The organism is Methylotenera mobilis 13 (assembly GCF_000384255.1).
Lineage (GTDB): Bacteria > Pseudomonadota > Gammaproteobacteria > Burkholderiales > Methylophilaceae > Methylotenera > Methylotenera mobilis_B.
In genome coordinates, this window is the sequence record NZ_KB913035.1 from 1,348,326 (window position 1) to 1,360,130 (window position 11,805).

An 11,805-nucleotide genomic window follows, 5' to 3' on the forward strand; every position below is an offset into this window, starting at 1 on the left:
ATCATTGCGGTTATATTAGGAATAGAAAAAATTGAATGAACGTATTTTACGAAGAAGACGGCAGTTTTAAAGTTGCTAGCATCATGAGCGAGGCCGAAAGCTCGATGCAAATTGAATCAGTAAGCGGTAAGCGGAGCAAAATCAAGGCGGCCAATGTGTTGTTGCGTTTCGAAGCGCCATTGTCAGGATTTTTAGAAACAGCACAAGCTGAAGCTGAAAAGCTGGAGCTTGATTTTCTATGGGAATGCTGCGGAGAGTCAGAATTTAATTTTGAAGATTTCGCTCAAGAATATTACGGTAAAAAACCTACGCATTTAGAGGCCGCTGCGATTGCGATTCGCCTACACAGTGCGCCTGTGTATTTTAACCGTAAAGGCAAAGGGCGTTATAAAGCAGCGCCAGCTGATATCTTAAAAGCAGCACTAGCTGGACTTGAAAAGAAACGCTTATTAGCCGAAAAAATGGCAGGGTATGTAGAGCAGCTAAAAGCGCTGACCATGCCAGAAGAGATTATGCAAAAACGTGACATGCTGATTTACGAGCCTGATAAAAACGCGTTTGAGTACAAGGTGCTTGATACTGCCGCAGGCGCATTGCATTTAAGCCACCTTAAGCTTTTGCATGCATGCGGTGCAATTCCATCTGTGCATGATTACCACTTAGGTGCTTTTTTGCGTGAATATTTTGCCAAAGGCACTGACTTTACCGATGCGCAAATGTCTGCCATGCCTGCAGATATCAGCTTTGATTTACCAATGGCAGAAGCTGAGGCATTTAGTATTGATGACAGCACCACCACCGAAATTGATGATGCGTTTTCAATGCGCCAGCTTGATAATGGTGTGATGTGTGTGGGTATTCATATTGCTGCGCCAGCATTGGGTGTTGCGATTGATAGCGAGCTAGATATCGCCGCCATGCACCGCTTATCAACGGTTTATATGCCAGGCCACAAAATCACCATGTTGCCTGAGTCTGCAATTAGACCATTCAGTCTAGATGCAGGGCAGATTAAGCCTGTATTGTCGATGTATTTGCATGTGAACCCAGACTTTACGATTGCACAGCGTCATAGCAAAGTAGAGCTGATTAAAGTGGCAGAGAATCTACGCCATGACACTTTAGAGCCTTACTTTAATGAAACTACGTTAGCAGCTGACAGTGGTCACCCATATTGGTCTAAATTATTGTTTCTATTCAACTTGGCTGAATCATTAGAAAAAGCGCGTGGCAAGTATGACCCAACGAAACCACCACAAGTAGATTACAACTTTTACGTGAATGATGGCAAGGTAAGCATTGTTGGGCGTCATCGTGGTTCACCCATGGATAAGCTAGTAGCAGAGTTGATGATTGAGGCCAATAGCCAATGGGGTGCGTTATTAGCCAGTAGTCAGGTGCCAGGTTTATATCGCGCGCAAAGTGGCGGTAAGGTGTATATGACCACTAAGGCTGAGCCGCACCAAGGCTTAGGCGTTGCTCAGTACTCATGGAGTACCTCTCCATTGCGCCGTGCGGTTGATTTAATTAATCAGCGGCAAATCATGAGTGTTGTGCAAAATCAGCCACCAGTTTATCCGCAGAATAGCGATGCACTCACCACGCATATGCGTAACTTTGAGCTCACTTACAAAGCGTATAGTGAGTTCCAAATCCGCATGGAGCGCTATTGGTGTTTACAGTATTTAATTCAAGAAAACGTGCAAGAGATTCATGCCACAGTATGGCGAGAAAACTTGGTGCGCTTGGATAACTTGCCCTATATGACCAAAGTGTATGGCCTACCAGAGCTAAAAACTGGCACACGGGTGAGTTTGCAAGTGCAAGAGGTGGATACGCTGATGATGGATTTACGCACTAAATTCATACAAGTGTTAGAAAATGAAGCAGTAGTAGCCGATGTACCAGTAGCTGACGATGAAAACGAAGTAGAGGCTGCCTAGTGTTTAGTGCCGCAAAAAAAATGTTGCGTGGGTTAGCAAACGCCGCTTTGAGTGATGCTGTGGATGTGAGTGAAATCAACGGTGTGCGCGCATTGCATTTAGGTTCTGCCACTGTGCAAAGCGCCATGCGTATTAGAGAGCCGTTTGAGTTAGAGCTTACCTACACGCGTGCGATTATGTGTTTTTTGCTGTTTCACCGTGATGTTAAACAAATGCTCACTATCGGATTGGGTGGTGGCTCGGTGGCTAAATATGTGTATGCACATTGCCCTGAGATTGTTGGCAAGGTGGTGGAGATTAACCCTAGGATTATTCAAGTCGCTAAAAATCAATTCTTCGTACCAGAAAACGACGATAGATTTGAAGTAATAGAAGCCGATGGTTTGGTTTATTTGGAAGAGCATATCGATGCAACTGATGTGTTGTTTATCGATGCGTTTGATAGCAATGGCATCCCCCCTAATTTTTGTAGCCAAGACTTTTTCGATCAATGTGCTAACACCTTAAAAAATGATGGCGTATTTGTGATTAACCTATGGGGTAGCGACAAAAAGTTTGACGTGTATCTCGCAAGAATAGAACAAAGCTTTAACAACAAAGTACTGATATTGCGTACCGGTAAGCCAGGCAATATTGCAGTATTTGGTTTTAAACAAGGCGTTGCAGATTTACGGCTCAATACCCTGCGTGATCATGCAAAACTATTAGAAAAAACGCACAAAATTGAATTTTTGCAGTTTGTAGAAAAACTAGCAGACAATAACAACAGTACCAACAACCGAATATTTATGAAAAGCGATCGTTAATTTATGGCAGTTAATCAACAAAATACGCGCGAGCAGCATGCACCTAAAGCTCAGTCTGATAGAAATCACACTAGCAAGCAAGCACCAAACCGATACTTTGCTACATGCCCACGTGGCTTAGAGCAACTACTTGCTGATGAGCTTAAACAAGTCAGCGCAAAAGTAGTGAATGTGACCGATGGCGGAGTGAGCTTTGATGGTGATTGGTCCGTGTGTTATGCCGCCAATTTACACTCACGCATCGCTACCCGTATTTTGTGGCAAGTAGGCCGTGGTAAATACTTGAACGAAGAAGACTTGTTTGATGCTGCCTATAAAATGAACTGGCCGCAATGGTTTGATGTTAGGCATGATTTCATGGTGAAAGTAACAGGTGTTAAATGCCCGTTAAAAAGCCTAGAGTTTGCCACTTTAAAAATTAAAGATGCGGTATGCGATAAGTTCAGGCTAGCGGTAGGTAGCCGCCCATATATCGACACCAAAACCCCTAGTGTGCGTATTCATGCTTATTTAACGACAGATGAATATCAATATTATGTTGATACTTCTGGTGCTGCGCTTTATCAACGCGGCAACCGTGGCGCAAGTATTGAAGCACCATTGCGTGAAAACTTAGCCGCAGGCATTTTAAAACTCACAGGATGGCAAGCAGGCCAACCACTACTAGACCCAATGTGTGGCAGTGGTACTTTTCTGTTAGAAGCTGCCATGATCGCGCTAGACATGGCACCTGGCATTAAACGTGAGTTTGGCTTTGAGAAGCTAAAAACGTTTGAATCTGATACTTGGAAGAAAATCAAAAACCAAGCCTTGAGCAAAGTGAAGAAAGTCAGCTTTCAAAAAATCTACGGCTCGGATATGGATTTGCGCGCAGTACGTGTCACTAAGCAAAACCTAGAATCAGCTGGCTTGCTAGAGGCCGTGCAAGTGTCTCATGTTGACATGCTAGACGTTGTACCACCGGCCGATCACGGCGTATTAGTGGCTAACCCACCATACGGTGTGCGGATTGGTGAAGATGAAGCGCTGACATTGCTATACCCAAAAATGGGCGAAACGCTGAAACGTAAATTTGCCGGTTGGAATGCTTATTTCCTTACTAACGATTTACGCATGCCTAAGCTGATGCGCCTTGCACCAAGCAAAAAAACACCATTATTTAATGGCCCACTAGAGTGCCGTTTGTTTGAAATTAAAATGGTGGCAGGCTCAAACCGTAAAGATAAACCAGACGCATAAGGAAGCAACATGGCAGACTCATTGGATGCCCTAAGGGCCCGAGTAAACAATTTTGTGAGCGAGCGTGATTGGGCACAATTTCACTCGCCAAAAAATCTTGCTATGGCGATGATTGTAGAAGCGGGCGAGGTCGTAGAGCATTTTCAATGGATGACAGAGCAGGAAAGTCGCCAGTTAGATGCGCAAACGAAAGAGCAGGTAGGGCAAGAGTTATCCGACACCTTAGTCTATCTGCTGCGGATTGCAGAAGTTTGCGGTATTGATTTAATTGAAGCCGCAAATAAAAAAATAGATTTAAATGCGCAAAAATACCCAGTAGACAAATGTAAGGGTAGCAACGCCAAATACACGAATTATTAGTGCGACATTAAGGATCTGCCATGGCTGACATTCATTCCCCTGTCATCGATTTACTGCAATCTAAAAACATTGCGTTTGAAGTGATTGAGATCCCACTGAGTGAGGACAGTAAGCCTATCCGTGATTTAGAAGCGCTACTCTCTGCTAAAGGCCTCGATCCAACTTCCGTCGTGCGTAGTGTGGTTTTCAAAGCTGATTCTGGCAAATACACCTTATTGGCAGTGGCAGGTGGCGGCCGTGCCGATTGGGGCATGCTGCGCAAACATCTGGACGAACGTAAGTTGCGCATGGCAGAGTATGACGAAGTGCCAGAAGCCACAGGTTATGTGGTGGGTGCAGTACCGCCTATTGCATTACCTGAAACTTTGCGAGTGTTGGTAGATAAAAGTGTACGTAATTATGATGTATTAGTAATAGGTAGTGGCGTATTAGGCTATGCGATCACACTTAAAGGCCAAGACTTGCTAGCTTTATTGGCAGGAGCTGGTGAAGGTGAGTTTGTGAAGGTTTAAGCTAGTTTGTTAACTAATTTGTAACTAAGTCAGTTAACGCGTAAATAGCTAAACTCTAATTTCTAATTAACTATAGCCGTCACTTACCTGGACGTCCAAGTGTTTTGCAATGCGCGTCTTTATACGGGCCATCTAACTTTACCCAACCTTCGCCAGGTAGGGTTTGTGTGCACCACACATTGTTATTCAGTTTACTTTTCCATAAATACCAAGGAGCGGGCGCTGCAGTCACTGAAAACGAAACCAATAGCCCAATCGTTACAAATATTATGCTCTTTATCATCGTTTCTGCCATTTCATAGCTAGAATGTATAGAAAATTTAAAGCTAGAGTTACGCTTGTTAAGCTTTAACTAAGCAGCTACTAGCGCCGTTAGTTTTTTAGTTGATGTACTAGACTATAACTTTTGCTTATCATCCTCTCTATACGCCTGCCTTTCAAAGAAGTTATTGCTGTATCCGTTACGACCATGAAGTATTTCCCACAGACTAGACAACGCGTAAGCAGGCAAAAAGAATACGCCCCATTGCTCGTATTGCTTAACATGCACATGTTCGTGTGCTCGTAATGCACAGAGTTCCTTGTGGCATGTACCTAAAATCACATGACCAAGTGTGACAGCACCAAAGCAAAATGGGGGATGGCGTGATGCAAAGAAGTTTCCCACATGCCCGCCATGAAACTCAGCGACGCCAGCCACGATATGCACTCTGCCGCCTAGGGCGAGCATTACAAGCCCAAGTAATATGCCAAGTGCTGTGTTTGGTATAGCCCAAGCATAATCAATAAGCTTAAAAATAGGTGTGCGATAAGTGTGCATTTTAAGGTGTTAAATTGAGTGGGGTAGGGTTTCTACTCAGCATAAGAAGCTTGTTTATAAGCGACTGTATTCTGTGAGGAAGCCAAATACTGGCTTAACCCCACGCGGTAGTGACAGATAAAGATATTGCAATGCATGGGTCACAAATGCCACGCTACTTGGCTACCAGTATTTCGGGTACTTTGTATCACGGGTTGCATTGTTATAAGCCAGAGCAACAGCTACCAACACCAAGGCGCCGACTAATGTTGGGAACAATAGAAAGCCCCAACTGGGCTGCATTAAGAACACAATTACTGGGTTTGATCCAGCAGGCGGATGCACTGTGCGAGTGAGCATCATCAGTGCGATTGCTGTACCCACAGCGAGCGCGACAGACCACCAATGGGGGCCGAAGGCAAAAAGAAATACAAGGCCAACGAGAGAGCTGATGAAATGGCCAGCAACTACATTTCTTGGTTGAGAAAACGGCACGTCAGGATAGCCAAAAACTAGGACACATGATGCGCCAAACGACCCAAGCACCAAAGCAACTGAAAGGAAATCATTCAGTGAGGCAACGGCGGCAATGGCCAAAAATCCGCCCAACCACGCAAGCGCAACCGCTTTTGTTGATGGCTGAGGAGGTAGCGGTGCGTTGTCGCCTTTCAGTTTGCTTAGAAAAGACATGGTAACTCCCTAATTGTAAATTATTGTTTGAGATAATTGGCTGACATCATCATTGAAACCTATGTTATTAAAATTGTAACATCGATGAACATTTTCGTTAGTATGCGTAACTTGCGTAGGGTAGGGTTTTCACTCAGCATAAGAAGCTTGTTTATAAGCGACTATATTCTGTGGGGAAGCCAAATACTGGCTTAACCCCACGCGGTAGTGCAGGTAGTAATATTGCAACGCGTGGGTCAAGTGACCCACCCTACATGGCTACGCGCGACGAGGATAGGTTTTCCCAGTCTGAGCCTCCCATTCAGCAATCTTTTTTTCCATGGCCGGAGCGATTTCCTGTTCAAGTATTTCGCTCATGCTCCTTGCTGTGATAGGAGGGAGCGCCGATTCCGGGGCTGATGGCCCCATCCAGCCACCCATGGTAGGTAAAAAGTTGGAATAGATGATTTCGCCTTTTACAGCGCGAGCAATTTCGACAAGTCTGTCCGCTGGGCTTAAGGGCAGATCACTCAGGTTGGGAATCATCTGAGGCGACTCGAAGGAACCCGCATCAGAAACCGTTGCAACGAGTTTTCCATTGACGATCACCTGGCCAATGGGCTGATACTGATGAGCTTTGGCGTAATTGAAATTGACATTCTCGCGTGCCTTTTCTTGTTGTTCCCTGAGCTTGACCTCATTGATCTGGGCTTCCGTCATTTTTACGGCAATGAGCGGCCTACCTTTGCTCTTCACCATGTCTTCAATGCTATAGACTGGCCCCTCCACTCGATACAGGTCGGTGGTGTTTGGATTGAGGCCATTCACGTTATCAACAGCGAGGCGCTCCTGAGCCGCTTGTGAAATAGTCGTTGTGTCGGCAGTTTTTTCCACTAAAGGGGCGACCGTTTGCCGCTTTAAGAAAAGATTGTCCGTTACCGATGTTGCGAACGTTGCATTGGATTGTTGAATAATCATGATTTTAGCTCTCAGATGAGTGCCAACTGTGTGCCTAAGGTTTGAATTAAAGGGCTGGCTTTAGCCAGTCCTGCTTGAATGATGGGTTAAGCCTCAATAGCTGACACATGCTCTATTGCCTTAAGTGCATTCTGCAAGATGGTATTTTCGCTGTTTAACACTTGCTCCCATGCTGCTTCTTCAGTCTTAGCTGCTTTATGAAGGTGAACAAAATTTCTGACTTCATGAATTGAAGTAATTTCATTCCAAATTACTTCAACGTCGCGGCGTGGTAGGCCATTCTCTTGCCACGCATGAATTACATTACCAAACGTACGGCGTTTTTGGTCTGCATTAAGGGGGTAGTTTCTTGCCTCAGCAAGAGCTCTTAGTGCGGCTTCTAATATTGACGCAGCAATTAAAACAGCAGCCTTAACTGCACCAGCTCTAACGGAAAAGCTTAGTTCATATTTGTAGGGTGGGTTGGAAATCTCGCCTGCTCGTGTATGCCTGAGATTCTTTAGCATATATAAATGAAAGCATAAGTATTGCTCTTCTGCGGCTATTGCATACTGCACTTCTGGGTTTTTCAGATGTTGCCATTTAAAAGCCGCTACAGCCTTAAGGGGTTGAATCTCAAATGTTGGATCATGGAAAAAGAAATCAGCGGCCATATTATTTTAGAGGCTTAACGATAAGTAGACATGCTATTTGAGGTGAAACTTTGCGTCAATGGATATTTATTCTGATGAAAATGGTATGAGTTTCTAATTAAAATCATATGGTTATTAATAATTAGTACATCCTAAAGTAGGTTTCATATGCATCAATCAATAATCACAATGTAATTGTATGTTGATGCTGACGCAACTGATGAGTATCAAATAAAAAGCCCAGCAAGTTAATTTGCTGGGCTTTTAGTCATTCAAGCGAACAACTACTTATAAAACAGCTAATGCTGCTTCGTAGTTAGGTTCGTCAGCAATTTCTGCCACTAATTCACTGTGTAGCACCTTATTGTTTTCATCCAATACTACAACAGCGCGTGCTGTTAAGCCTGCTAAGCTGCTGTCGGTAATGAATACGCCATAGTCTGATGCAAATTTAGCTGTGTCACGGAATGTAGATAAGGTCACTACATTCTCAATACCTTCTGCACCGCAAAAACGGCTTTGTGCGAAAGGTAAGTCAGCAGAGATACATAACACAACAGTGTTGGCGACGCTGCTCGCTTTTTGGTTGAATGTACGTACTGATGTTGCGCAAGTAGGGGTATCGATACTTGGGAAAATGTTTAATACTTTGCGTTTACCAGAGTATGCGTCTAGTGAAACTAATTCACGTTTTGCATTAGCGAGTGCAAAGTTAGGGGCTGTTTGGCCTGCTTGTGGAAGGTTGCCACCAACATTAACTGGGTTGCCTTTTAGGGTCACGGTTGCCATGCTAAATTCTCCTTGTGTATAAAGGGGCTAACTCTATCGTTTATAGCGCAAGCAATCAACCATAACACTAGTGTGGGTTAGGTTGGTGCTTGTTTATATTCACTATTTATTTTATGGTAACTAGCTGTCTGTTTATACAAGCTTGTTAAACCATTCTTTTTCAAGCGGACAGAGTGATTTAAGCGAGTAGATCTTCACTTAAATAACCAATCGTCATGGTTTGGTTGTGCAGTACACTGTCGCTAGTATCTGGTCTTGGTGCAAACTCGCCGTATGAATAAAAGCCAGTAATCGCTGTTTGACCACCTAAAATCTGCTGTACTAGCTTCACTTCGTCGGTTACCAGTTCCGCCATTACGCCTTTACGACCAACACAACTCACGCAAATAGCCAAGCCTGTTTGGTTGACATTGGTATGGTTAGAGACTAAGTGTGCAGCATCTCCAGCGCCTTCCACTAATCTGTCGTGGGTTGATTGGCAGAAGCGCACGGTCTCACCTTCATTGACATTGCCTGCAAAGGTGAGGCTATTGTTTTTTGGATCTATTGCTAGCAATGTACGAATTTTTTCAATATCGCGTTTGCCATCTTCAATAATGGCAAATGGGAAATTTAAACCACTACCAGGTAGGCCTTTAGCTGAGTGTGATCCAATATACATGTTGTATAAGGGGAGCGCTGGTTTTCCATCAAGTTCAAGTACAACGTTTTTGTCAGACTTAGTGACTTTGCGAGGTGGACCATAAGGTTTCCAGCCTAGGCCAACGCCTGTTGCAGCAATTAAGCTGTTGCCATATAAGCCAACGGCAATAACTAGGCCGTCTGAAACAGTGTCATTAAATAGCTGTACTGTTTTACTGAAGTTAAAACCATCACCAGCCATACCTCCCATAATCGGCGTTTCGCCAAGTTCACTTTTAAAGCCTTCTAGTAATTCGGAGCCATTTACATTTAAACCATCAGAGTAGACCAGCACAGCTTTTAAGCTATCTGACTTTAGTTGTTTGGCTAACGTAACAGCTGTTTCAAATGAGTTTTGCATACCAGTCATTTTGGTATGCGTCACGCGTTGTACCGTTTTTTCCCACAGGATAGCGGTAATTTGCAGGCTATCATCATAAACGCCAGTGGCCGTGATTTCGCCAGAGGTAGAACAGCCGATGATTTGTGCTGTCGGGTAGCGCGTTTTTAATATGCTTTGTAACTTTGCTTCACCAAAACGTTTTACCGATCCAAATACCAGTACCAAATTTGCCGATGGTAAAGGTGACGTAGAGGATAAATCCTTGAGTGTCATTTTAGATGTTAATGATTCTTGCCTAATTATCATGCTTACCCCTTGGTGAACTGCATTTCCCGTTAAATCTTTAATTGTTGCGCTAGTTATGTTGCGCTAGATTTTTATTTATTATAAATTGTAACCATCAATTGTAATTATTTGTAATTTTATTATAGACTACCCTAAAGAGTGGTTGAAATAAATATTATTATTATTTTGAATAATATTCTAAATAGTATTGCTTATTAAGACAGACTATATATAAAATGAAGCACAACAAGTGCAAAAAAGCTAATTAAAGCAGTGATGCATATAAAATAAAGGAGCTTACTGGTGACCCAGGAAAAGCCGTATCAGGAAAAGCTGACGTTAGATCAGCTATCAACAGTCAAGGTGATGGTCATAGATGATAGCAATACGATTCGTCGTAGTGCTGAGATTTTTCTTAAAGCCTCTGGTTGCCAAGTCATTCTTGCAGAAGATGGTTTTGATGCATTAGCGAAAATATCTAATGAGAATCCTGATTTGATTTTTGTTGATATTATGATGCCTAGGCTTGATGGCTATCAGACTTGTTCCCTCATTAAAAGAAATGCGCGTTATAAAACAACGCCTGTCATTATGCTATCTAGCAAAGATGGCTTGTTTGACCGTGCCCGCGGTCGTATGGTCGGTTCAGACCAGTACCTTACCAAACCCTTTACCCAAGATACATTGATAGAAGCTGTGCAGATTTACGCTGCTAAAGCTAAAAGTCATCAAAAAGAGGTGGATTGAATATGGGAATACAAACTATTTTAGTCGTCGATGATTCAGCAACGGATCGTTTTTTTCTTACTGAAATGCTAGAAACTGCGGGTTATCGAGTCGTAGGTGCAGAGAGCGGTGAGGAATGTTTAACTAAAGTCAGTGCTAATCCACCAGATCTTGTGTTGTGCGATGTAGTGATGCCTGGGTTGACAGGTTTTCAGGTGACACGCACGCTAACAAAAAACCCTGCAACTGCTCATATTCCTGTTGTTTTGTGTACTGGTAAGTCGCAGGCGACTGATTTGGCTTGGGCATTGAAAATGGGGGCGAAAGCCTGCGTTACAAAACCAGTGGTTGAGGCTGATTTGTTAGCATTAATTAAAACGATTGAGTAATCAGGGCTTGAGTTTCTGGATTTAAGTAATGGATTTTTTTTATTTTAACGGCATTGATTGGGATTAATAATTAACCGTGGCACAAACTTCTAATTTACGTGAGTTTCAAGAGGCTATTCTTTCTAAGCTTAAGGATGCTGCGAGCCAAGTTGGTGGGGAGTCTTTGTCTCGTTTAGGTGTTAATGTTGGCGATAAAAGATTTTTAATTAATCTACAAGACGTAAAAGAAGTATTGTCTGTGCCGCCTTTGCAATTGGTGCCATTCACTAAAGCATGGTTTTTGGGTGTTGCAAACGTCCGTGGTAATTTATATAGCATTTCGGATTTAGCTCAGTTTATGGGAATGCCAGCAACACTTAAATCTGTTAATAATCGTATTTTATTACTCAGTACTGAATCTACAGAGCAGGTAGCCTTGTTGGTAGATAGTTTAATTGGTTTACGTAGCATTCAGGCTATGCAGGTTCAGCCTGCTGAACAGGATGCTAGTTTTTTTAGCATGAATGCTTACATTGATACAGAGGGTAATGATTGGTTGGAGTTGGATGTAGAAGCGCTTGTACAAAATAAAAGCTTTGTTCAGCCAACGTATTAACTTATTAATCGGTGTTTAATCAACCATATAGATAAAGTAATAGATGTTTGGTCAATTAA

15 protein-coding genes are annotated in these 11,805 nt (G+C 43.0%); 8 read left to right on the forward strand and 7 right to left on the reverse strand.

The window, feature by feature from the left end; genetic code table 11:
* The first annotated feature begins 35 nt into the window (after positions 1-35).
* From A391_RS0106440 to A391_RS0106460, 5 genes are read left to right on the forward strand one after another with little or no spacing between them, the layout of a single operon-like run.
* Complete coding sequence (locus A391_RS0106440; RefSeq protein WP_019898203.1) at positions 36-1,943, forward strand: ribonuclease catalytic domain-containing protein; 1,908 nt, start codon at positions 36-38, stop codon at positions 1,941-1,943.
* Positions 1,943-2,749 (forward strand): polyamine aminopropyltransferase, encoded by an 807-nt coding sequence (locus A391_RS0106445; protein WP_019898204.1) that lies wholly within the window; start codon positions 1,943-1,945, stop codon positions 2,747-2,749. Before A391_RS0106440 ends, A391_RS0106445 begins: the two co-directional genes overlap by 1 nt.
* Positions 2,750-2,752: 3 nt before the next feature.
* Positions 2,753-3,988, forward strand: coding sequence for a THUMP domain-containing class I SAM-dependent RNA methyltransferase (locus tag A391_RS0106450; protein ID WP_019898206.1), 1,236 nt, complete (start codon positions 2,753-2,755; stop codon positions 3,986-3,988).
* A gap of 9 nt (positions 3,989-3,997) precedes the next feature.
* Positions 3,998-4,348 carry a nucleotide pyrophosphohydrolase gene (locus A391_RS0106455; RefSeq protein ID WP_019898208.1) on the forward strand — a complete coding sequence of 117 codons (351 nt, stop codon included), beginning with the start codon at positions 3,998-4,000 and terminating at the stop codon, positions 4,346-4,348.
* A 20-nt stretch (positions 4,349-4,368) separates the two neighbouring features.
* On the forward strand, positions 4,369-4,860 hold the full coding sequence (locus tag A391_RS0106460; protein WP_019898210.1) for an aminoacyl-tRNA deacylase: 492 nt from the start codon (positions 4,369-4,371) through the stop codon (positions 4,858-4,860).
* A gap of 79 nt (positions 4,861-4,939) precedes the next feature.
* On the opposite strand, the gene A391_RS0106465 is transcribed toward A391_RS0106460, so the two are convergent.
* The 7 genes from A391_RS0106465 to A391_RS0106495 form a co-directional block, all read right to left on the reverse strand.
* Positions 4,940-5,143, reverse strand: coding sequence for a hypothetical protein (locus A391_RS0106465; protein WP_036317092.1), 204 nt, complete (start codon positions 5,141-5,143; stop codon positions 4,940-4,942).
* A 114-nt stretch (positions 5,144-5,257) separates the two neighbouring features.
* The gene (locus tag A391_RS14585; protein WP_019898216.1) at positions 5,258-5,680 is read right to left on the reverse strand and encodes a hypothetical protein; all 423 of its coding nucleotides are present in this window, start codon (positions 5,678-5,680) and stop codon (positions 5,258-5,260) included.
* 162 nt (positions 5,681-5,842) lie between these two features.
* Positions 5,843-6,349, reverse strand: coding sequence for an HPP family protein (locus tag A391_RS0106475; protein ID WP_019898217.1), 507 nt, complete (start codon positions 6,347-6,349; stop codon positions 5,843-5,845).
* A gap of 258 nt (positions 6,350-6,607) precedes the next feature.
* On the reverse strand, positions 6,608-7,306 hold the full coding sequence (locus tag A391_RS14140; protein WP_019898218.1) for a hypothetical protein: 699 nt from the start codon (positions 7,304-7,306) through the stop codon (positions 6,608-6,610).
* Between the two features lie 86 nt (positions 7,307-7,392).
* Complete coding sequence (locus tag A391_RS0106485) at positions 7,393-7,959, reverse strand: hypothetical protein (RefSeq protein ID WP_019898221.1); 567 nt, start codon at positions 7,957-7,959, stop codon at positions 7,393-7,395.
* Between the two features lie 267 nt (positions 7,960-8,226).
* Entirely contained in the window at positions 8,227-8,727 is a 501-nt protein-coding gene (gene tpx / locus A391_RS0106490) for a thiol peroxidase (RefSeq protein WP_019898223.1), read from the reverse strand.
* 178 nt (positions 8,728-8,905) lie between these two features.
* On the reverse strand, positions 8,906-10,057 hold the full coding sequence (locus A391_RS0106495) for an FIST signal transduction protein (protein WP_019898224.1): 1,152 nt from the start codon (positions 10,055-10,057) through the stop codon (positions 8,906-8,908).
* Between the two features lie 345 nt (positions 10,058-10,402).
* Here A391_RS0106495 and A391_RS0106500 point away from each other — a divergent pair, with 345 nt between their 5' ends.
* The 3 genes from A391_RS0106500 to A391_RS0106510 all read left to right on the forward strand — a co-directional run bounded on the left by A391_RS0106500 (position 10,403) and on the right by A391_RS0106510 (position 11,746).
* Positions 10,403-10,783 (forward strand): response regulator, encoded by a 381-nt coding sequence (locus tag A391_RS0106500; RefSeq protein ID WP_036317096.1) that lies wholly within the window; start codon positions 10,403-10,405, stop codon positions 10,781-10,783.
* Positions 10,784-10,785: 2 nt separating this feature from the next.
* The gene (locus A391_RS0106505) at positions 10,786-11,151 is read left to right on the forward strand and encodes a response regulator (protein WP_019898226.1); all 366 of its coding nucleotides are present in this window, start codon (positions 10,786-10,788) and stop codon (positions 11,149-11,151) included.
* A 76-nt stretch (positions 11,152-11,227) separates the two neighbouring features.
* Positions 11,228-11,746: a chemotaxis protein CheW gene (locus tag A391_RS0106510; RefSeq protein ID WP_019898228.1), complete on the forward strand. Its 519-nt coding sequence runs from the start codon at positions 11,228-11,230 to the stop codon at positions 11,744-11,746.
* Positions 11,747-11,805: the final 59 nt, after the last annotated feature.

Bases quoted from the DNA above. Each gene is read 5' to 3' on its own strand.
- A391_RS0106440 (WP_019898203.1), top strand. From the start codon at position 36: ATGAACGTATTTTACGAAGAAGACGGCAGTTTTAAAGTTGCTAGCATC.
- A391_RS0106450 (WP_019898206.1), top strand. From the start codon at position 2,753: ATGGCAGTTAATCAACAAAATACGCGCGAGCAGCATGCACCTAAAGCT.
- A391_RS0106455 (WP_019898208.1), top strand. From the start codon at position 3,998: ATGGCAGACTCATTGGATGCCCTAAGGGCCCGAGTAAACAATTTTGTG.
- A391_RS0106460 (WP_019898210.1), top strand. From the start codon at position 4,369: ATGGCTGACATTCATTCCCCTGTCATCGATTTACTGCAATCTAAAAAC.
- A391_RS0106465 (WP_036317092.1), bottom strand. From the start codon at position 5,143: ATGATAAAGAGCATAATATTTGTAACGATTGGGCTATTGGTTTCGTTT.
- A391_RS14585 (WP_019898216.1), bottom strand. From the start codon at position 5,680: ATGCACACTTATCGCACACCTATTTTTAAGCTTATTGATTATGCTTGG.
- A391_RS0106475 (WP_019898217.1), bottom strand. From the start codon at position 6,349: ATGTCTTTTCTAAGCAAACTGAAAGGCGACAACGCACCGCTACCTCCT.
- A391_RS14140 (WP_019898218.1), bottom strand. From the start codon at position 7,306: ATGATTATTCAACAATCCAATGCAACGTTCGCAACATCGGTAACGGAC.
- A391_RS0106485 (WP_019898221.1), bottom strand. From the start codon at position 7,959: ATGGCCGCTGATTTCTTTTTCCATGATCCAACATTTGAGATTCAACCC.
- tpx (WP_019898223.1), bottom strand. From the start codon at position 8,727: ATGGCAACCGTGACCCTAAAAGGCAACCCAGTTAATGTTGGTGGCAAC.
- A391_RS0106495 (WP_019898224.1), bottom strand. From the start codon at position 10,057: ATGATAATTAGGCAAGAATCATTAACATCTAAAATGACACTCAAGGAT.
- A391_RS0106500 (WP_036317096.1), top strand. From the start codon at position 10,403: ATGGTCATAGATGATAGCAATACGATTCGTCGTAGTGCTGAGATTTTT.
- A391_RS0106505 (WP_019898226.1), top strand. From the start codon at position 10,786: ATGGGAATACAAACTATTTTAGTCGTCGATGATTCAGCAACGGATCGT.